We start from the raw sequence: 20,421 nt of genomic DNA on the forward strand, positions 1-20,421 counted from the left end.
TATGAAAAATATATTACATTTAACTTTTGATATGCGCATAGGCGGTACCGAGCAAGTTATTAAGAATTTAATTGATGGTGCGGATACTAATGAATTTGAAAACTCTATTTTTTGTATTGAATCTCCGATAGGACCCTTTGGTAAGATGTTAATGGATAAAGGGATACATATTCATTTTGAAGCCAGGCAGCAAGGTTTTGATTTCCAACTAGTAAAAAGCATAAGAAAATACATTAATTACCATAAAGTAGACATTCTGCATTGCCACCAATATACCCCGTGGGTATATGGAACAATAGGAGCAATGTTTACCAAAACTAAAATAGTCTTTACAGAGCATGGACGTTTTTACCCCGATAGCAGTACTTGGAAGCGTAAGCTTGTTAATCCGATATTGAATTTATTTACAGACAGTGTTGTAGCTATATCAGAAGCTACAAAACAAGCTTTAGTTGAGTTTGAAAATATTCCTAGACGTTCGATAAATGTTATATACAACGGTATTGCCGAGCTTAACGTCGATATTGAGAAAGTTAAACAACTTAAGTTATCCCTTAATCTTGATGAGGATAAGATAATATTGGGTACAATTGCTCGTTTTGACCCAATTAAAAACCATAAAATGATGTTAAAAGCATTTGCTGAAGTATTAAAAAAGAACAGTAATGCGATTTTATTGATTGTTGGTGATGGTGATGAAAGAGAAAGTATTGAAGCATTGATTCGCGAGTTAAATATTACAGATAATATAATTTTGACTGGGTATAACCCTAACCCGAAACATTATTTGGCTATGATGGACATATACCTTCTTTCATCTTTTAGTGAGGGAACCTCTATGACCCTTTTAGAGGCTATGTCATTAGGTAAGCCTTGTGTTGTTACAGATGCGGGTGGAAATGCTGAAATTATCAAGCACAAAGAGAATGGTTTGGTTACTGATAATGATAATTTAGAGCAGTTTACTGATTGTTGTAATGAATTGATTGCTGATACTGTAAAACAAAAGCTTTATGGGGAAGCGGGGCGTAAAATTTTTGAGGAAAACTTTTCTCTTAACAATATGCTTAATCGGTATCGGGCTTTGTATGAAACCTAGTAAAATGTCGGTCACAATAAAAGAGGCTTTTATCAATAATGATTAGCCAAAAGTTAAGCGATTCCCTTCGTATCGCAAATTTATTCTGTACTGTTCTTGTTATTGCTATTCACTATAACACCAAGCATGATATGGATTTAATTGATGGTTTAACTTGGAACTATTATTTCCAAGAGTTTTTAACAAATGGTATTGCTCGAATATCTGTCCCCTTTTTTGCCCTTGTTGCCGGTTTTTTCTTTTTTCTTTCGTATAAAAATATTTCTTCCTATCCTTCCGCGTTGAAAAAACGGACCTATAGTATTTTTATACCTTATATTCTTGCGTCTAGTTTGATTCTTATTGTGGATTACAGCTATGGGAAGATTATTTGGTCTTCAACTGAGCATATCACTAGTCAAATATTTGAATCTATTTTTCTGAAACCAGTTTCAATACAGTTTTGGTTTTTAAGGGATTTAATTTTCTTAATTTTAATTTCACCTGTTATTTTTATTGCGGTTAGGCAATTCAAGTTGTGGGTTGTACTTCCATTTTTAGTGTTATGGCTAATTGATATAGAGGTCACACCATTATTGGCAGATCGTAACATTATTACTATAGAGACTTTTTCTTATTTTGTTTTAGGGGGCTATTTATCACAAAATAAGAAAATATTTGAGATGTTAATAGAAGTATTATCAAAACGAATGACGCTTTATATCTTTTTAGTTTATATAATACTTTGTATTAGTAGAGTATTTATTGATCCAGAAATGGCTAATTGGTATGTAAATAGATATGAGTTTCACACATTAATAATACAAAATACTTCAATTTTCATTGGTGTTTTTTTGGTCATTAAATTAAGTAGCTTTGTTATTTTCGACCGGTTGATATTTCTTTCTCAATTCACTTTTTTTGTATATTTATTTCACGTAAAACCTTTGAGTTATGGAGTAGGGAAACTAACTAGTTTTTTTATCAGTGATGCTTACAAGTTTTATCTAACATTTCCATTAGCAACTATAGTGATTTTTATAGTTGCTTATTTGCTTAAAAAAAGAATGCCAGTAGTAAACAAAGTATTATCCGGCAATCGTTAGTTATATTTTAATATAGGGGTTATATGAGATACGGTTCAATGGATTTTTTACGTTCTATTGCCATATTAATGGTGGTACTTGCACATTCTGTATTAGCTTATGGAGCACCTGCATACATAGCACCTCTTCAGTTAGGTGGTATCGGGGTAGATTTATTTTTTGTTTTATCTGGTTGGTTGTTAGGCGGGCAACTATTCAAAGAGGTAGAGAAGTCTAATAAAGTAGATATTAAACGTTTCTGGATACGAAGATGGATGAGAACGTTACCGGCATATTATGCTGTATTAACACTGTCGATTTTACAACAATATATTAGTGTAGATAATGTGACGTTTCCTTGGGAATATTTTGTTTTTTTACAAAATTATAATGAAGACTTGTCATTTTTTAGTATTAGTTGGTCTTTATGTGTAGAAGAACAGTTCTACTTGTTCATTGCACCATTTATTGGAGGATTGTGTTTAAAAGATAAAAAAGTAACCACAATTGGTTTGTTAATATTGTTACTTGTTCCTTATTTTAGTCGTGAACTTTCTTGGTATTCAGATGGGTATTCTCCAACCCACCTGCAGATGGATTGTTGTATTTTTGGAGTGCTGTTAGCTCAAATCAAAACACAGTACAAAAGTTTTTGGCAAACAATGACGTCAAATATAGCTACCATTTCAGTCATTACTTTTATGACCCTATTGTTATTTTTTGTGGCTCGTTATTATCCAAATATAGGTTTGAAAGACCCTGACAATCTATTATTGGCTTTTATATTTGGTAGCTGGGTTGTTTTGGCTAACTCAAGTGATGCTTGGAAAAATAAACTATACTTCCCAGGTGCAAATTATATAGCAACGAGGTCATATGGGATTTACTTACTGCATCCAGAGGCGCTTAGTTTGTTAAAACGTTTAAGTTTAGATATAAACTTCTTTTTATATTTTGTACTTGCTTTCTTGGGTACTGTATTACTTTCTGAGACGTTATATAGAATTATTGAGAAACCATTCATGGATGCAAGGGAAAAATTTGCAATTTCAAAAAGTACAACACATGCGTAATCGTTGTTATTTTATTGATTTTTTAGATGGTGAAGTTTTTGTTTTCGGTCGCTGACAGTTATCTAAACTCACGGCTAAACCACTGAATAAATAAAGCCAAGGTGAGAATGCTATACCAATAAACATTCCACAACCACAGTAAATTAATAAACAGATATTGTTTGCAATAGCTGCATCTCTTATCCAAGGCTCATTGCTTGTTTTACTGATTTTTCTATTTAGCTTTAAAGACAAGAAAATAATTAAGGAGAAAATAACCAGGCCCGGATATCCGTGCTCCCCTAGCACTTCAAAGTAAATGTTATGAAAAGCTTTCCCAGATTGCTCTCTGTAATCAACGGAAACACCATCTTTACCGTATAAGTGGAGTACACCTGCGTTGGCTTTATATGACATAAATCCGCCCCCTAATATCGGTCGGTATTGAACATAATCTATTGTCCATTTCCAAACAACAATACGCCCATACGCTGAAGACTCTTGCTTACTGGTCGTAATTGTTCCTATTCTTTCAAGCCAAGCATCAGTGGCAAAAATCTGAACCATTAAAATGATGCCGGCACAAAGTACCATAATCCGCACTTTATATTTTGTCGTTAATGCAACTAATATAAAAAGTATGGCTAACCCAATAATTCCAGTTCTAGCGTGTGTACCGACGATTGTCATTAATGAAGCAAAAAGAATTAGCATCAAGGTTGGTTTAAATAATTTGTTTTTTTCTACAAAAATGGAGTGTTTGTACAGATAGTATAAAATAGGTATAAGCATTACCGCTGTCATGGAAAGTGTACTTGATTCTGTCATCAATGTATCGCCAGAATTAGTCCTAATTAATGCTTCCCCGTAAAAGGTAGGTTCAAAGACGGTGGTCATTCCACCGATAATAAAATAATATGAAGCCGCGGTCACAATAGTCATAAGAAATAATTGAAACTTAACTTTTGAATTTATTACAAAAGGCGCAAATATAGCAAAAAAAATTGTTTTGATGGAATAGTCGTATTTATACCATGCTAAAAATTGAAACTCAGCATAAAAAGTGGTTATAGTTATCCAGACCATAAAGGCGAGTATAAGCAAGCTAATCGTTTTGTAGTTAGGAAATGAACACTTTTTATGGTTCATCATTAAACTCAGGAAAAAAACTATTGTAACTATCAGTGATAAGGGCTTATTAGCCAATATTGAAAATGAAAGGTTTTGAGGTTTGAGAATGTCCACAAAAATCACGCAGCAGTATGCAATATAGGGGCGTTTAAGTCCCAAAAATGAAAATGTGAATAAAATAATTATCCACAAAATATCAGATAACACTAATCTTCACCATCAGAATTTATTGCGATGTAAATCGCAGAAAAAATCATAAAGCCAACAACAAGTTTTGCTATTATATCTATCATTTATTTTCGTTCTCTATATTTTGTTTTTACGTTAATGACAGTACTTTTTGAGTATCACATCTAAATATTTTTGGGCAATTTTTTCCCAAGTTAACTCTTGTTCTATTTTGGTTTTTGCTCTGTTTTTCATAGTTTTGAGTATATTATTATCGGAAAATAATTTTTTAATCACTGTGCTCCATTCTTCTACATTAAGATCATTAATAATAACGCCATTAATATTAGAATCAATTATACTTGCTGGACCTGCAGTATTGTTGGAAATTACAGGTATGCCATAATACATTGCCTCTAATACCACCATGCCATAAATTTCATAATCACTTGCTAATAAAAACAAGTCTGAAGATTGATAAATGGTTGATAATTCTTTTTGTGGTAAGCGTCCGGGTAGTCTCACATTGCTCATGTTTTGAGTGATAACTTTTTGTTGCGCCTGTACGAGCAACTCTCCTTCTCCAATAAATAGAAACGTGATTGGTAGTTTTTTACAATAATTTGCGATGTCTAATAAAAAGTTAATATTTCTGCGTTGTTCAAAGTTTCCTATATATAGAATGACTTTATGATTCGCTGGTATATCATATAAATTATTTAATTCATTGTTATTGATTTGGTTTTTTGATTGAACAAATGCATTTGTATCAAGGCCAACTGGCATTACTGACACATGATTAAAGCCCTTAGACATTAAAAAATCTGCAGCAACCTTTGTTTTAGTTAATGCAATTGATACTTTATTGATAAAGTTACTAATAAGTAATTTGTCGTGAAAAAAAGTGTATAAGCCATTGAAGCGACCACTTAAATTTTTATACATACCTTGATAAACAATAACAGGGATATAATTTTTATCAGCGTAATTAACTACTTGAGTGGAAATAATATCGTTATATTCATTTACTTGAATTAAGTCATATTTTGACTTTCTAAGTTCTTTGATCAAACCTGGAAATATGGCTTGTTGAATTAGAGGGATTATATAATAAGGTAACTCAATGAGGTTGACCTGCCCAGGTCCAGAAGACTCAATTCTTGAAGACGTGATTTTTTCGACATTTCCTGCATAATAAACATCCACATCAACATTAAGCACAGATAATTGTTGAGCTAAGCCTAATTCTTGACTGTTATAAAAACCCTTTGGTATAACATTGCCATCGGGCCTTACAATAGCCATTTTATATTTATTCATAAAGTTAAAGAGCCTTTTTTGTAAAACCTTGAAGATGAGAACAAAGATTTCTCCCTACAGAGATGCCTCTACTTTCAATATATTTAAATGATAATTTTGCGACATAATATGTGCCGATTAATGTTCCAGTAAATACAATAAATAATAACCATTCATTGACAATTTCAAATTGAATACAGAATAATATTAATGCGGCAATGATTAAATTATGAAATAGATAGGCACTATACGAAATGTTGCCACAAACGTTAAGTATTTTTATTAATTTTGAAGGAAGATGTACTTTTCCAAATAAAACTGCAATAACAGCTACGAATGAAAGTAGAATATACCAGTTCCAAACACCTGATATTATTGGGTAATCAGGAAGGTCTATGAGACTGTTTGCAATAAGTGAAGCTGTAATAAAGCTTAACAATAATAATGGCATAGCAAACCTGAGTGTAAGTATCTTCTCTTTTGATAGGAGTTGACTGTAAATATATCCAATAGTAACGCCACCACAAAAACTAAATCCCAGCATGAACACTGTAGTTTGACTGAAATGAGATAGGTTAAATTTATAAATTAAATATAATACAAGGCCAATGACTAGAGGCCCAATAAATTTCATATATTTTAACGATAGTATCAATAATGGAAAAATCAGATAGTATTGAAACTCAACGGGTAAGCTCCAATATGCATTGTTAAATAGACCAGATGTGCCAATCACGTTTTGAGACAAAATTAGGTACTGAATTATGTCATTTAAAGAATATGGTGTTACAAATTGTTTTTCAATCCAAAAACCTTGTAGCTCGGTATAAAACGTAGAGAATATAGGTTGAAAAAGAATATAGATTAATAACGAAACACTAAATGCAGGCCATATTCTAAAAAATCTTTTTATATAAAAATGGCTTAAGGGTACGGCTTTATTGATATGGCTAATGTATAAGGTTGTGCCACTAAGTGTAAAGAATAGTAATACACCAAAAGTTCCTAAATCGAAAGAATATAATATCGCAGGTAATGATGTGCTATTTTCAGAGAAATAGTCAACCTCTGTTGCTCTAATAATGTGGGATATAACAACGAAAAAAGCTGCAATTCCACGAAGCCAAGTTAATTGTTCTAGGTACCCTGAATTCGCAGTTGTTGTTTTCTTCTTCATTTAGCACTCAGCTGTTGTTTTAATTGTTGAATCCATATTTCATAACCATCTTTATTCAAATGTAACCCATCACCTAAGTGTAAGCTCTGTTTTAAATCACCATTTATATCAATGAATTTATTAGAAGACTTTAATAATGCTATGTTATCAAAGCTTTTAGCTAGCTTTAATAAATCTTTATTAAACGAGGATATTTTTTTCTTTAACTCAATACCCTGTAACTTACTATCTATTGGTAATAGTTCATGAATAAATATATTAGATATTCTTCTTAATTGTTTAAGCATAATTGCATATTCAGCGATAACCTGCTCGACTGAATTGTTCCTTAAATCATTAATTCCTACGCTGATAATTACGGAGGATGCACGCCTTAAAGACTTATAATGTAAGCTGCGTTTGAGTACACCGTTAATGGTATCATGACCTATGCCAAAATTTACTGCAACAGGGCGAATCGAACTTACGGATAGCCCTTGGATAAGACTATCACCTATAAAAATGAAAGCATTCGGCCCTGTGTTTTCATCTACTCTAGCGTGCATGGTGTTCATTGCTGCTATGTAATAAATTACCGATTCATTAGCGGGAGCTAACTTCAGTTTTATTGCAAGCCTAAGTGCTAAATTTGGGTAAATAATAATACCAATCAAAATACTATGAAGTATAAATATATAGATTAGAAAGGCAAAGGATCTTTTGCGATTGCTTGTTAAGAAATTTACCATTTGAAATTAATATCTGCAAATAAAGCTAATTATATAGATAGTAGAATATAGCAATATTAATACTCGCACAATTCAAACTCGTGAGTATTTGATTTTTGAATCTAAAGTTTTTAATTGTGCTATATTATTAACAGGATCAGCGTGTTGACAATAGACATTTTTCACGCATTACGCATTAAAATCATTACATATAAAGGCTCATCAATTGTTTAGAAAAGATATTAATGGTTTGAGAGCTATTGCTGTGATTGCGGTTGTTCTTTTTCATTTTAAACCTAATTGGCTTCAAGGTGGATTTGCAGGCGTAGACGTATTCTTTGTTATTTCAGGTTTTTTGATGACGGGGATTGTCTTTAGGGGCTTAGAACGAAATAGCTTTTCAGTTTTTCAGTTTTATATTGCAAGAGCTAATCGTATTGTTCCTGCATTGTCTGTGCTGTGTATCTTTTTACTCTTAATCGGTTTCATATTTCTAACACCCATTGCTTACCAAGCATTAGGGAAGCATATAGTTGGCAGTATTGGTTTCTTTTCAAATATAACATATTGGACAGAATCTGGTTATTTTGACTCTTCATCTCATGAAAAATGGCTACTGCATACTTGGTCATTATCTGTTGAATGGCAATTCTATATTATCTATCCGTTAGTGTTGTTTTTACTCCATAAGCTTTTATCCATCAAAAATCTTAAAGTAATTATATTAATTGGAACCATTATTAGTTTTATTCTATGTGTTTTCTTTAGTTACCAATGGCCTTCTGGTGCTTATTATCTTCTACCATCACGTATGTGGGAAATGTTACTTGGTGGTGTGGCTTATATTTACCCCTTAACTTTTTTTGAAAACAATAAAAAACGAGCTGAAATTATAGGTTTATCCTTTATAGCAGGTTCTTATGTTTTAATCTCTCAAGCAACACCATGGCCAGGTTACCTAGCTATCTTTCCTGTGTTTGGTGCTTACTTAATTATTCAGGCACGCAATGAGGAAAGTTTTATAACAGGGAATTTTATTTTTCAAAAGATAGGGACTTGGTCGTATTCTATTTATCTATGGCACTGGCCGATAGTTGTGTTTATCTATTATTATTCTTTACCTAAATATTACAGTTTAATCGGAATCGGGCTATCTGTATTTTTAGGGTATTTAAGTTATAAGTACATTGAAAAAATCAAACTAGCTTATGTATTTACATATAAAGACTTTATATTTAAGTGTAGGCCTTTATTAATGGTGTGTTTCGTCGGCGCTGTATCGCTATATGTATACTATACAAATGGAACGCTTGCGCATTCTTCAGCTGCACTTTCTCCGATCACGAAACACATGGTACCTAGTCCTTATCGTAATAAATGTCATGCAGGTGTTGACCATTTCATTGAGCCAAGTAACACATGTGTTTATTTTAATGATAACGTTACGTGGGCTATTTTGGGAGATAGTCATACTGTCGAGCTAGCTTACGCATTAGCAAAAAAGCTGGAATATAAAAACGAGTCTATCAAGCATTTCAGCTTTTCCGATTGTATTCCGTCCTATGGACAGAATGAAGAGTTTAGTAAGTGCTCTAGGTGGACTAAGGATTCTGCAGAAAGTATAATAAATGATGATGCTATTCAGAATGTCGTAATTAACTACAGATACTCCTTAGCATTATTTGGAGATCAGTTAACCAATTATCCCGCAATTCCTCACACATACCTTAAAGACGAGCTCAAACGAAAACAAATACTTAATGCTTTAGATCTGCTTATTCAAGTTATTGCCAAAAATAAAAAAAATGTTTTTGTAATTAAACCAATACCTGAGTTAGGTAAAGATGTACACGTCCTTTTGAGGAATAACTACCGTCAGGGCGCAGATATTAAAAATGTAAAAGGAAGTACTGTAGAATACTATGAAAAAAGAAACGAATTAATCCTTAATCATTTTAAAAACACTGAATATCAAGATAATGTAAAATATATAGATCCTGTAAAATACATATGTGATAAAAGAGATTGTTGGGCTATTAAGGAAGGTTTGCCCATTTATTTTGACGATGATCATCTAACTGTTTTTGGAGCATCGTTAATAGCAAATGAAATATTCAACGATTAATTTTTATATGATGTTTATAAAGATAACTAAAAGCTCAATATTATAGTTTAGTTAATTAAAAATATTTTAAATGTAATTAATACAAACGAATAGTTCGTTTATATTAGGTTATAATCTTATTAAAATTAATTAGCGATATAATACTTCTACTTTTTAATGATTTTTAAGTCTAGCATAAAGGAATATAATTTAAGAATGGCTTCACTCACGACTCAAGTTCTTAGCAGTTCATTTTTACTACTTATCATTAGACTAATTCAACGTAGTATTGGATTGATTAGTACGTTGATCTTAGCACGGGTTTTGACACCTAATGATTTTGGTATCGTTGCTATATCAGTACTAGTCGTTCATTTTTGTGATGCATTATCTGCTACAGGCAGTCAGCAGTATATTGTGCAAAAAGCTGAAGTTGATTCTGATGATGTTAATTCGGCTTGGACGATTGATATTATAATGAAATCAGTATTATGGATAATATTGGTGCTTGCCGTTCCGCTAATTACTTCTTTTTATGAACGTCCTGAAATTGAAAATGCTTTATATGTTAGTTCATTAGTACTGTTAATTGGGGCATTTAAAAGTCCAGGTTTAATGCTATTAAGAAGGGCACTCTCATATAAACCAATATTTAGAATAAGTATTCTTCAGAAACTGTTATCGTTTAGTATTGTTATGATCTTCGTTTATTTTGAGCCCAGTTATTGGGCACTAATTATAGGAGATCTTGTTTCTAGTCTAACATTAACTATTGGCTCATACTATATTCACTCGGCTAAGCCTAAATTTTGTTTGAGCAAAATTAAAGAACAATGGTCTTTTTCTCAGTGGGTATTACTTAAAGGTGGAGTAGGTTTTGCTCGAGCAGAAAGTGATACTATTTTGGTGTCAAAATATTTTTCTTCTGAAGCGCTAGGCGCTTATCACTTGGCTCGCCACCTTTCTATTATGCCTAGCAGTGAAATTATTGGACCTGCTATAGAGCCTTTAATAGCGTCATTTGCTAGAGTTAAAAATGAGCCTGAAAAATTAGTTTATCAATTCACATTAAGCTTATTGGTTATTGTTTTATTAATAATGCCTGCTTGTGCTTTTATTTGGACATTTCCTGAACCTATTATTAATTTTTTTCTTGGTGATCAATGGAGTGTTGCTTACCCAATATTAAGTGCTTTATCTATTTTTTTGTTTACAACCGTTATAAGTCAATTATTGAATCAATTTTGTATCGCGCTTGGTAAAGTTAAGTCCTTATTTATGTATGACGTGTTAAGCTTATTAATTATCGTAGGCGTTTTATTAACGCTTATGACCGATAGTTTATATCACTTTTCCCTTCTAAGAGGTGGAGTGGCATTTGTTCTAGTGTCTTTATTTTTTGTTTACCTAAAATCTATCGCAAATTTATCAATTCTTTACATCAGTAAATTGATTCTCCCCATTGCTGTTTTATCTTTAATCTCCGCTACGTTAACTCTCGAAGTTGGTATTGAAAGTTGGGGGGGGGGGATGTTCAGCTTGTTTTATTACATGATTGTTTTTGGGTTAATCCACATAATATTAATTGTCCTTAGTTATATTATTTATTATAAAAATATAAAAGAGGGTATTCATATTTATAACCTAGCTAATAGTGTTTATAGTAAATTTAGATGAGCGTCTGGTAAACGAACCTGATAATTTATCCACAATTTTTCTGGTTACAACTATGAAAAGCAAAAAAGCATTGACTAGTATAATCATGTGACGCTTAACTTAACATACAGAGACTCAAAACCATTTACCTTGATTCAGTTGTGTGTACCAGCAGCCTGTGAGTATCTATTACTTTGCCACGTTACCCATCTACCAATTTAGCTTAGGTATTGTGATCGTATTCATTAGACGCAGCAATTTCAAAAAAGCTAGTTGCAATTCCGCCCACGTTTACGCTATTTACCAGTTCTATACTTTAAAATCTTAGCTGGATTACCAGCCACAATAGCAAATGGTGGCACATCTTTAACTACAATAGTACCAGCCGCAACAATAGCTTTGTTTCCTACATTTGCCATTATAATAGAGGCATTGCCAATCCAGCAGTCCTCACCGATTCTTATCTTTTCGTATTGCCCTCCTTGCTGCTGAATAGGTATTTCAATATCATCAAAGTTGTGTTGATTCTTGCCACTCAGGATATGTACGCCACTCGCAATTAGAGTGTTTTTACCAATTATTGATTTACCAATATTACATTGTGGTCCAATATAGACATTTTCATTAATTTCGGTATCTTGATGTGAAAATAGCGTACCGAAAGATATTACGCCACTGAAGGAACATTTTTTCATTGTTAATTGATAGAAGGCTTTACGGTAATAGCTTCCAACCTTTCCAGGTATAAGGCTTAAAAGTTGTGATATAGTACTGAATATCGATTTACGATGACCTACTGGTGTTATTTTTAACAGTAAGTAAAATGGAATTGTTAACAGTGTAAAAAAAATTTCTAATGTGTATTTCATATACTTTTATTTCTTGTTGTGAATTCTTGAACCTATATATTTTGAAGCGATAACAAGATCATCTATAAATAAGGTTAGATCTTTAGGGGCTGTTGCACTACCACCGTGATAAATATTAAGCCATACACTCTCAATACCAATAAGTAGGTTGTCTGTGAAACGAATGTTATCTCGTGAATATACTAATATACCATTCACCCATGCTTTCAAAACACCATCATTTTGTCCTAAAGTATTCATATGGACATATTGTTCTATGCTATACCAAGTGTTATTTTTTAGCACACTGAGGTCATTTAAATTCCATATATCTTCATCACCATATGAATATTTCATATCAGCATGGTAGATATAGCTTCCAGTAGGTGTTTTAGACGCAAGTATATTTTCATTACTTAATGTCGATGAGAACGAGCCTCTTGTAGACCAACCGTTTGTACCATCACTCCTTCTGCCACCCCATCCTGCTCTATAGCTTTCATTACCATAAATGCCAGAAAATCCGGGTAACTTTCCACCAGTAGATGAAGACCAATTACTGCCTAGCTGCAGGTTATATCGAAAGTAAGCCGATTTAACCTTTTTATTAGTATCTAATGATAAGGTGGTAAGGGGATAATGTGCACTTATACCGGAATGCTTACCTTTTTTTATAGTTATCTCTAAGGCAGATTTATTTAAAGGGATAAAGCTTTCATATTCATTATTATCTGTTGTTCTATAGCTCTCCCAAAAAGATACACCCCATTTTTCTCTCCATTGTTCATCATCAAAACTTTCATAATATAAAACATGCTTGTCATGTTTTAAAGCTTCATCATTTTCATAGTTATCAACCAAACCAAACTCTCTAATGTAAAAGTTAGGCTCAATATTTACCGAATATAAATTTAGCGATGAAGTCCGTATGTCTTTAGCTGAAGTTAATTGTAGATTGGCTTCAATTATATCTTCTTTTACTTTACCTAAATCAAATCTTATTAATAAGTTGTGATAAGCATTAAGTAGTGGTTCATTATTTAGGCAACGGTAAGTTGACACATCCAACTCTGTATCAGCTACAGCCGTTAAATGATATGTTTTAAGTTTAGTTTTAATCTTTAGACTAGGCGATAAAGGTGCAGAACTATTATCTTTAGAAAAAAAAGTGGCATTATCCCCTTTTAAACGTTTAACTAAAAAACCATGATTAACAATTACGTTTTTTTGCCAATATTTTACTAATATAGTTACATTAATACTGATTACATCATTCTTTTTTTTATTTTTGATGTTAATACTTGTAAATGGTTTATTCCCTTGTGGAATTAATTGAGCATCTAGCCAATCACCCTGTTTATTCTTCCAAGTTTTCCCTGCTCCTCTATTATAGAAATCTCTTGTAGCACCTTCATGGATGTTTTTAATATCATCACACTTCCCTTCAGACCAAGTCGATGTTTGACTAAAAGAGTCATTAGAAAATAATGTTAATAAAATAAATAAAACATATTTCATATAAATCTGCCTTTACTATTGATAATTAAATAAAGTATCAAAGAATATTTTTATTAGGGCTAAATTACAGATAGTAAGTATCACAATACCTTTTGTTTTGAGTAGGCCTTTTTCTTTTGTAGATACTCTAGGTGTACTCCAAGTTACTTGAATATTACCAGCAAGAGCGGTTAAAACCCCCAAGAGCGAGTAATAATTTACCATTAAAAAATAATAGGGGATAGAGAACAGAGGAGAGATTATTTTATTCCTAGACTTTAAAAAACCAACTTGAGCAAGCAAGATAAACAAAATACCCAATAAAGTTATTATTTGAAAAACAAAAATATTTTCATAAGATAAAAATAATGAACCGAGGGCAAAGCACATTATAAAAACAGGTATTAGCCAACGTAGCAACTTGTGAGATATAACTTCAAAGCTAAAAAAACCAAATTTTAAAGGATTCAAAACTTCCTTCATTTTCATTAAACCACGAAAGCTTCTATTTACTATTCGTTGTTTTCTTTTAGCTTCTTTGGCGAAATCTCCTGCAGTTTCTTCTAAACAATTTGCTTCGTGATCAAACACACCTCTATATCCTTGAGCAATGATTTGTAATGGGTTAACAAAGTCATTAATATCTTTTGCATCTAACTTGATAAATAAAGCTCGACGAATAGCATAAATAGCACCATCGCCACCCACAACAGAATGTAATTTACTTTCTAATGTTTTTAACTTGATTTCATAACGCCAGTATATATCTTCACTGGCTGCTGCTGCACTCGTTTTTCCATCGGTATACAAAGCTGCGCCAACTACATATCCAACGGTTTTATCCGCAAAGTTTCGGACTAATTTTTTAATAGCATCAGTTTCATACATTGCATTTGCGTCAGAAAAAACCACAATTTCTGAAGTTACTTGCTCCATGGCTAAGTTAATTGCAGAGGTTTTACCTAAGCGACCTTCTTGTCTGATTAGCATTATACCTTCTGTAGAGTATTGTTTTGCTATTTCGTCAGTACCGTCATCAGAACCGTCAGAAACTATGATGATCTTTAATTTATCTCTAGGGTAGTCAATGGCTAAACTGTTCTCTATTTTCTCTTTAACTACATCTACTTCGTTATAACAAGATATAATTAATGATACTTCAGGGGTTAGCATTTCATCTTGGCGTGTGGCTTTAGTTTTTAACAAAATACTAAGCAGCTTAAGTAAAAGTGGGTAACCAAAATATACATATAAGATAATGCATAGGGATAGTAATGTGATAACTAGAATAAAAAATGTCATATTTACCTAAATTTTTTTGAATATCTTAATGTGATCCGATCAAAGAATGACAGTGTGCGGCCAATAATATAAAAATAATGCATTAAGGATGTTTTTACTATTGATTCTAACTTTAGTTCTTTGAATTTATATAAGGTTAAAGGAATAGTCATTAATATCATAGATAATATATAAAAAATAATCCCCTGTAATAAGCCTGTACTGATTATCTGTATTACGCTTAACGATAAAAGGCATAAATGAAAAAGCGTAATTAATGCTATTTTCGACTTGAATATAGAATATATATTTTTAAAATCTTCACGACCATGCCAACGCTCCCTTTTAATGAACTCGCCTATTGTTGCAGGGTATCCATAATGAATCACCTTCAATGATGGTGTGGGTCTTATTTTAGCACCAGTTTGTTTTGCTCTTACGCAAAAATCGTGGTCTTCAGCTGTTTTAAGTGTTTCATTGAATCCAGATATTTCATCAAATAAAACTTTAGATGTTATTAAGTGACCGGAGTTAATATAATTATCTGATGTGCTGATTGACAATATATTAAACCAGCTATTATTAATGATGTTGGATGTTTCTGGTGCCAAACATCTTGACCCAGTTATTAATAACGGTTCTTCAATAATTTGGTTAATAACACCCATGATATTATTTTGCCATTCTTGGGTGAGTTCTACGTCAGCGTCTAAAAAAACTAATATATTCCCCTTTGATTTACTTACACCATAGTTTCTAACGGCTGCAATGGTACCCTCAGGACAAGTTAAAACAGTATCATTGAATGATTGAGCTATTTCTATAGTATTATCAGTAGAACCATTGTCTACAATAATCACTTCATAATGGCATTTTGGCGCGAAATTATGCAGTTGCTTTAGTGTATTGCTAATAAAGTTCTTTTCATTAAAAGCGGGGATTATAAAAGACAAGTAGGGTGTGGTTATCATCTAAATCTCATAAGTTAGGCTATATGTGAAATTAACACTTTCTCATGCAACGTTTATATAGTATTTTGCTAAAGTTGTTTTAAGAAAAGCTTTGTTTATTAAGTATAAGGGAATAGCCATTAATATATCAATAATACCTTTTAATACGTCAAATAAAAGGGATGTTTCATTAAAATGGCAAAATCTTGAAAAAAGAGCTGAAAGTAATGTTTTCTTATCCTGGGCATGGATCGGAAGTTGGCTTGATCTAATTACTGGTAAAGTATTTATTGTTGAAGCTGAAGATAATAATCGAGTTGTTGGATTAGGTTTTTTGGTTGAGAAAGAAAGAAAGATATTTGGATTGTTTTCTATAAAGCAATGGTATCTACATCGAACTGGTAATACACCGCAAGATCAAATATGGATTGAACATAACGACTTTTTACTAGATGCAAATGTTGCAGAGCTAGTTAGAAAAGAAATGATAGATTCGGTTTGTGTTTTTGCCTCCCATATTCATGAGGTGATTATTGGCTTATCTACTGATAATGTTATTAGAAGTTTTACTTCATGTTTTCATCATGATTTCCCTGATATTACCCCTCTAATAGAAACAAACGCATATACTGTCGAAACACAAAGTTATACGGAAGAAGTAAAAGAAAAATTTATAAACGAGGTGCTTTCAAAAAATACTCGTTCACAGGTTGCGCGAAGTGAAAAATTATTAAAGCAACTCGGTGAAGTCGATTTCTCAATCATTACCCAAGCTGATGAAGTTAGAGCGTTAATCAAGAATATTGCTAAAATACATATTGAACGATGGAGTAACTCAGTTGAAGGAAGTGGCTTTACAAACAGTGTATTTAATGACTTTCATGATGCAATGATTAATGATGATGAAAACAATGTTGTGCAAATTGCAGTCTTATCTCTGAATAAAGAACCCGTAGGCTATTTATTGAATTATGTTTATAAAGATCAAGTGTGCTTCTATTTATCAGCGTTAACCTCTTTTGATGATAATAAAATTAAAGTTGGTCTAACTTTACATACTAAGGCTATTCAATATTATATTGATCAGGGTATATATAGTTATGACTTTCTTGGTGGTGATGCCCGTTATAAGCGGTCAATGTCGAATAAAAAGTATAATTTAGTTATGAATTGTTACCAAAGAAAATATCTATTGTTAAAACTAGAGAATAAATTTAAAAATTATAAAGCAATATTCAAAAAGGTATTATCTTGTTAGTATTTGCCATATTACTCATAATTATTTCGGCTAGAATTGGTTGGATTTTCAGCTATAAGTATGAATGTACAATAAAATAAAGTGAAGGAATACCATGAAATTCAGTAATAAATTAATTATCACAATGGCGGTGGCTTTCAGTTTAGCTGCTTGTTCACCTCAAAAAACAGCGAATGAATACATTCAAAGTGCTAAATCGCATGTTGCGAATGGTAATAGTTCAGCTGCAATTTTAGAATTAAAGAATGCGATCTCAATTGAATTGGAAAATCCAGAATCTCGACTCCTATTAGGAACTTTATATTTAGAAGTTGGTGATATTGAAGCAGCAGAAAAAGAGCTTACAAAATCCTTAGAGCTAAATGGCCCTTTAGATCTAATATTACCAAAATTATTTAAAGCGCTTAATTTACAAGATAAAAGTGAACAAGTAATCACATTAGCAAACCAAAATGCAAAATTACCTGAAAGTGTTTTACCTGAAATATTACTCTATAAAGCACTCGCGCATATTAAACTTGGCGATCAGGCAAAAGCCGAAGAAATTATAACTCAAGCAAGTGAATTTTCATCTGAGTCAGTTTATAGTCAATTAGGTGAAGCTTACATTATGGCAGAGTCTACCAATATAACTGATGCTTTAAGTCTCATTGAAAAGATTTTAGTCAAAACACCAGAGTTAACAGAAGCGTTAATATTAAAAGGCCAGTTATTATTTATTCAAGGTGACTTTAATACTGCTATTACATCTTTCAATAAATTTTATCTCTTATTACCAACCAACACAAAAATTAGATTATTCTTGGCAAATAGTTATGTGCGGGCTGAAAGATATTCTGAAGCCGATGAGCATTTAGATTTTTTGTTAAAAATAATTCCAGAACATCCATTTACAAATCAATTGAAAGGCTTGGTCTATTATCAAAAGGGAGATTATGAAAATGCTTTAGCACATACAGATAAAGCTATACAAAATGGTTTGAATGTTTCTTCAAATAGAATCGTTGCTGGTTTAAGTGCATTTAAATTACAACAATATGAGCGAGCACACCATTTCTTAATTACTCTTGATGAATCTTTAGCGCCTACCCACCCCGTGCGTAAAGTTTTGGCTGTCGTTCAATTAAAGCTTGGTTATAGTTCTGAAGCTGCAAGTACATTGAAAACTATGGATGGAGCAACGGCTGACGATATTAACCTTCTTACTACCGCCAGTTTTGAACTATTAAAAGCTGGAAAGTTTCAAGAAGCTAAGGCATTAGTAACTAAAACTAATGATATAGATATTAATAATCCTCAAGATATAGCGAAAATTGGTATTTTGAAACTTTCAATGAATGATTTGGAAGGAATTACAGATTTAGAAAAAGCCTCTGAGATTGACCCTGATTTACCAATAGCTAAATTCGCACTTGCGTCTGCTTATATTCAAAATAAAGAATACCAGAAAGCATTAGACTTGGCTGCTAAATGGAAAGAGACTAAAACAAATGAAATTGAAGGTTACAACCTAACAGCCAAAATTTTACTGTTGAAAAATGAAATTGAAAAAGCTGAACATGAACTTGAATTGGCTTTGAATATCAATGAGTACAACCCATACTCTCTAATATATTTTACTATAAAAGAATTTGGAAACAAAAAGTATGATAAATCTTTAGAGCTTGTAGAAAAGTTACTTGAGAGGTCTCCTTATCATTTAGCCGGACTTCGTTTGCAATATAAGGCTTATAAAAAACTGGATAAAGTTAACATAGCTATTTCACGAATAGAAAAAAGTTATATTGATAATATTGAAAGTCAGAAGTACTTAACTTTATACGCTGAAGTTCTTTTTATCGAAAAAAATTATATTAAAGTCATTGACCTATTAAGTGCTATTGATGAAGAAAAGATGACTCAAGCCATTTATTGGGTTCTTCTTGGTGACAGTTATATGCAACTTGACAAAAATGAAAAAGCATTAGATACGTTTAATCGTTGGTTAACTTTACAGCCTCAATATCGTGTAGCTTGGTTGAGAAAAGTCACATTGCAAGAGAATTTGAAAGACTATTTAGGAGCATTATCAACAACTAATTCAGCGTTGAAAATAGCACCAGATAACCTAGAATTTAAGCTCCTGAACATTCACTTTCTAATTATTACTAAAGACTTTGTGCAAGCGCAGGAGCAATTGGATGGGTTAACTAACGATCAGGGAAGTTTACCTTTAGCTCAAGGATTACAAGCTAAGATATGGTTGTCTGAAGGTAAATTTAAAGAGGCAGTTCAAGGAATTAAGGGGTTGTATAAAGAGTTACCTAGTACTTATAATGGAATATTGGTATTTTCTACACTGAAAAAAGTTGATCAAGAAAAGGCGGCATTTACGTTTATTAAAAAGCATGTTGAAAAATTTCCAGACGATTTAATCATTCAAAATTTACTAGCGGAAAGCGCTCTTAAGTTTGATAAACCTTTGGCTCAAGCACAATATACCCTGCTTTTGGATAAATCACCCGATGATCTGTCTATTCTGAATAATTTGGCTTGGGTTGAATATGAATTAGGTAATTTTCAATCTGCAAATAAATACGCTGATAAAGCATTAGTTATTAACAATAATCATCCTGAAGTTCTCGATACTGCGGCTTTGATTAAGCTTCAGTTAGGAGATAAGAATAAAGCTATTGAACTATTAAAAAGGGCGGTTTTACTCGCACCAAAAAATAAGGAAATAGCAAAGCACTATCAAGACGCAATTAGATAAACCGTAACAAAATTAGTATAGATGCCTATCATTAAGACCCATTTTGGGTTTAGGATAGGCAGACTATGAATAAGAAAAACTTAACCGACCCTCGTAAAACACTCAATAAGATAACCGTTGAAGCTGCTTTAAACACAGGTTTAATGGCTCCTTAGGCATCTTTAGAAAAATATAACACCAGCAATAGCCTAAATGGCCACACATCAAGGTATATTCTCAGTAAATACGTCCTAGTAACGCATGAAACTTTACGTGACAGAGAAGGCAGTTTTTAACATCAGTTAGTTAAAAGTAACTAAACTCAATTCACGTCAATGAACGATAAAGTTTTTGTAAATTTAAATAAATAGTGATGCGTTATTGTAGGTGGATAAGTGA

The 20,421-nt window shown here is 32.2% G+C and carries 15 protein-coding genes; 7 read left to right on the forward strand and 8 right to left on the reverse strand.

Annotation, left to right across the window (positions count from 1 at the left end; translation table 11 throughout):
• Window position 1 precedes the first annotated feature (1 nt).
• The 3 genes from H4J75_RS04610 to H4J75_RS04620 are packed head-to-tail and all read left to right on the forward strand — an operon-like array spanning window position 2 to window position 3,236.
• The gene (locus tag H4J75_RS04610) at window positions 2–1,099 is read left to right on the forward strand and encodes a glycosyltransferase (RefSeq protein WP_182221487.1); all 1,098 of its coding nucleotides are present in this window, start codon (window positions 2–4) and stop codon (window positions 1,097–1,099) included.
• Between the two features lie 38 nt (window positions 1,100–1,137).
• Window positions 1,138–2,184 carry an acyltransferase gene (locus H4J75_RS04615; RefSeq protein WP_182221488.1) on the forward strand — a complete coding sequence of 349 codons (1,047 nt, stop codon included), beginning with the start codon at window positions 1,138–1,140 and terminating at the stop codon, window positions 2,182–2,184.
• Window positions 2,185–2,222: 38 nt separating this feature from the next.
• Entirely contained in the window at window positions 2,223–3,236 is a 1,014-nt protein-coding gene (locus tag H4J75_RS04620) for an acyltransferase (RefSeq protein WP_182221489.1), read from the forward strand.
• A gap of 6 nt (window positions 3,237–3,242) precedes the next feature.
• On the opposite strand, the gene H4J75_RS04625 is transcribed toward H4J75_RS04620, so the two are convergent.
• From H4J75_RS04625 to H4J75_RS04640, 4 genes are all read right to left on the reverse strand, one after another.
• Window positions 3,243–4,553 carry a putative O-glycosylation ligase, exosortase A system-associated gene (locus H4J75_RS04625; protein WP_182221490.1) on the reverse strand — a complete coding sequence of 437 codons (1,311 nt, stop codon included), beginning with the start codon at window positions 4,551–4,553 and terminating at the stop codon, window positions 3,243–3,245.
• Between the two features lie 117 nt (window positions 4,554–4,670).
• Window positions 4,671–5,834: a glycosyltransferase family 4 protein gene (locus H4J75_RS04630; protein WP_182221491.1), complete on the reverse strand. Its 1,164-nt coding sequence runs from the start codon at window positions 5,832–5,834 to the stop codon at window positions 4,671–4,673.
• 4 nt (window positions 5,835–5,838) lie between these two features.
• Window positions 5,839–6,990 carry an acyltransferase gene (locus H4J75_RS04635; protein ID WP_182221492.1) on the reverse strand — a complete coding sequence of 384 codons (1,152 nt, stop codon included), beginning with the start codon at window positions 6,988–6,990 and terminating at the stop codon, window positions 5,839–5,841.
• Entirely contained in the window at window positions 6,987–7,718 is a 732-nt protein-coding gene (locus H4J75_RS04640) for a GDSL-type esterase/lipase family protein (RefSeq protein ID WP_182231391.1), read from the reverse strand. The genes H4J75_RS04635 and H4J75_RS04640 overlap by 4 nt, the downstream gene beginning before the upstream one ends.
• Before the next feature lie 205 nt (window positions 7,719–7,923).
• On the opposite strand from H4J75_RS04640, the gene H4J75_RS04645 reads away from it, so the two are divergent.
• Both H4J75_RS04645 and H4J75_RS04650 read left to right on the forward strand, forming a co-directional pair.
• Window positions 7,924–9,822 carry an acyltransferase family protein gene (locus H4J75_RS04645; protein ID WP_182221494.1) on the forward strand — a complete coding sequence of 633 codons (1,899 nt, stop codon included), beginning with the start codon at window positions 7,924–7,926 and terminating at the stop codon, window positions 9,820–9,822.
• A 195-nt stretch (window positions 9,823–10,017) separates the two neighbouring features.
• Window positions 10,018–11,478, forward strand: a complete 1,461-nt coding sequence (locus tag H4J75_RS04650; RefSeq protein ID WP_182221495.1) for an oligosaccharide flippase family protein — start codon at window positions 10,018–10,020, stop codon at window positions 11,476–11,478.
• A 275-nt stretch (window positions 11,479–11,753) separates the two neighbouring features.
• Here H4J75_RS04650 and H4J75_RS04655 read toward each other — a convergent pair whose 3' ends face one another.
• The 4 genes from H4J75_RS04655 to H4J75_RS04670 all read right to left on the reverse strand — a co-directional run bounded on the left by H4J75_RS04655 (window position 11,754) and on the right by H4J75_RS04670 (window position 16,054).
• The gene (locus H4J75_RS04655; protein ID WP_182221496.1) at window positions 11,754–12,326 is read right to left on the reverse strand and encodes an acyltransferase; all 573 of its coding nucleotides are present in this window, start codon (window positions 12,324–12,326) and stop codon (window positions 11,754–11,756) included.
• 6 nt (window positions 12,327–12,332) lie between these two features.
• On the reverse strand, window positions 12,333–13,823 hold the full coding sequence (locus H4J75_RS04660; protein WP_182221497.1) for a polysaccharide lyase: 1,491 nt from the start codon (window positions 13,821–13,823) through the stop codon (window positions 12,333–12,335).
• Between the two features lie 15 nt (window positions 13,824–13,838).
• Entirely contained in the window at window positions 13,839–15,008 is a 1,170-nt protein-coding gene (locus H4J75_RS04665; protein ID WP_259368897.1) for a glycosyltransferase family 2 protein, read from the reverse strand.
• A gap of 98 nt (window positions 15,009–15,106) precedes the next feature.
• Window positions 15,107–16,054, reverse strand: coding sequence for a glycosyltransferase family 2 protein (locus tag H4J75_RS04670; RefSeq protein WP_182221499.1), 948 nt, complete (start codon window positions 16,052–16,054; stop codon window positions 15,107–15,109).
• Window positions 16,055–16,145: 91 nt separating this feature from the next.
• Between H4J75_RS04670 and H4J75_RS04675 the strand changes: the two genes are divergently transcribed.
• On the forward strand, window positions 16,146–17,291 hold the full coding sequence (locus tag H4J75_RS04675; protein WP_182221500.1) for a GNAT family N-acetyltransferase: 1,146 nt from the start codon (window positions 16,146–16,148) through the stop codon (window positions 17,289–17,291).
• A 94-nt stretch (window positions 17,292–17,385) separates the two neighbouring features.
• Window positions 17,386–20,043: an XrtA/PEP-CTERM system TPR-repeat protein PrsT gene (prsT, locus tag H4J75_RS04680; RefSeq protein ID WP_182221501.1), complete on the forward strand. Its 2,658-nt coding sequence runs from the start codon at window positions 17,386–17,388 to the stop codon at window positions 20,041–20,043.
• Window positions 20,044–20,421: the final 378 nt, after the last annotated feature.

Source organism: Colwellia sp. BRX10-1 (assembly GCF_014077545.1).
Classification (GTDB): domain Bacteria; phylum Pseudomonadota; class Gammaproteobacteria; order Enterobacterales; family Alteromonadaceae; genus Colwellia_A.

Bases quoted from the DNA above. Each gene is read 5' to 3' on its own strand.
- H4J75_RS04615 (WP_182221488.1), top strand. From the start codon at position 1,138: ATGATTAGCCAAAAGTTAAGCGATTCCCTTCGTATCGCAAATTTATTC.
- H4J75_RS04640 (WP_182231391.1), bottom strand. From the start codon at position 7,718: ATGGTAAATTTCTTAACAAGCAATCGCAAAAGATCCTTTGCCTTTCTA.
- H4J75_RS04655 (WP_182221496.1), bottom strand. From the start codon at position 12,326: ATGAAATACACATTAGAAATTTTTTTTACACTGTTAACAATTCCATTT.
- H4J75_RS04610 (WP_182221487.1), top strand. From the start codon at position 2: ATGAAAAATATATTACATTTAACTTTTGATATGCGCATAGGCGGTACC.
- prsT (WP_182221501.1), top strand. From the start codon at position 17,386: ATGAAATTCAGTAATAAATTAATTATCACAATGGCGGTGGCTTTCAGT.
- H4J75_RS04670 (WP_182221499.1), bottom strand. From the start codon at position 16,054: ATGATAACCACACCCTACTTGTCTTTTATAATCCCCGCTTTTAATGAA.
- H4J75_RS04650 (WP_182221495.1), top strand. From the start codon at position 10,018: ATGGCTTCACTCACGACTCAAGTTCTTAGCAGTTCATTTTTACTACTT.
- H4J75_RS04630 (WP_182221491.1), bottom strand. From the start codon at position 5,834: ATGAATAAATATAAAATGGCTATTGTAAGGCCCGATGGCAATGTTATA.
- H4J75_RS04635 (WP_182221492.1), bottom strand. From the start codon at position 6,990: ATGAAGAAGAAAACAACAACTGCGAATTCAGGGTACCTAGAACAATTA.
- H4J75_RS04620 (WP_182221489.1), top strand. From the start codon at position 2,223: ATGGATTTTTTACGTTCTATTGCCATATTAATGGTGGTACTTGCACAT.
- H4J75_RS04660 (WP_182221497.1), bottom strand. From the start codon at position 13,823: ATGAAATATGTTTTATTTATTTTATTAACATTATTTTCTAATGACTCT.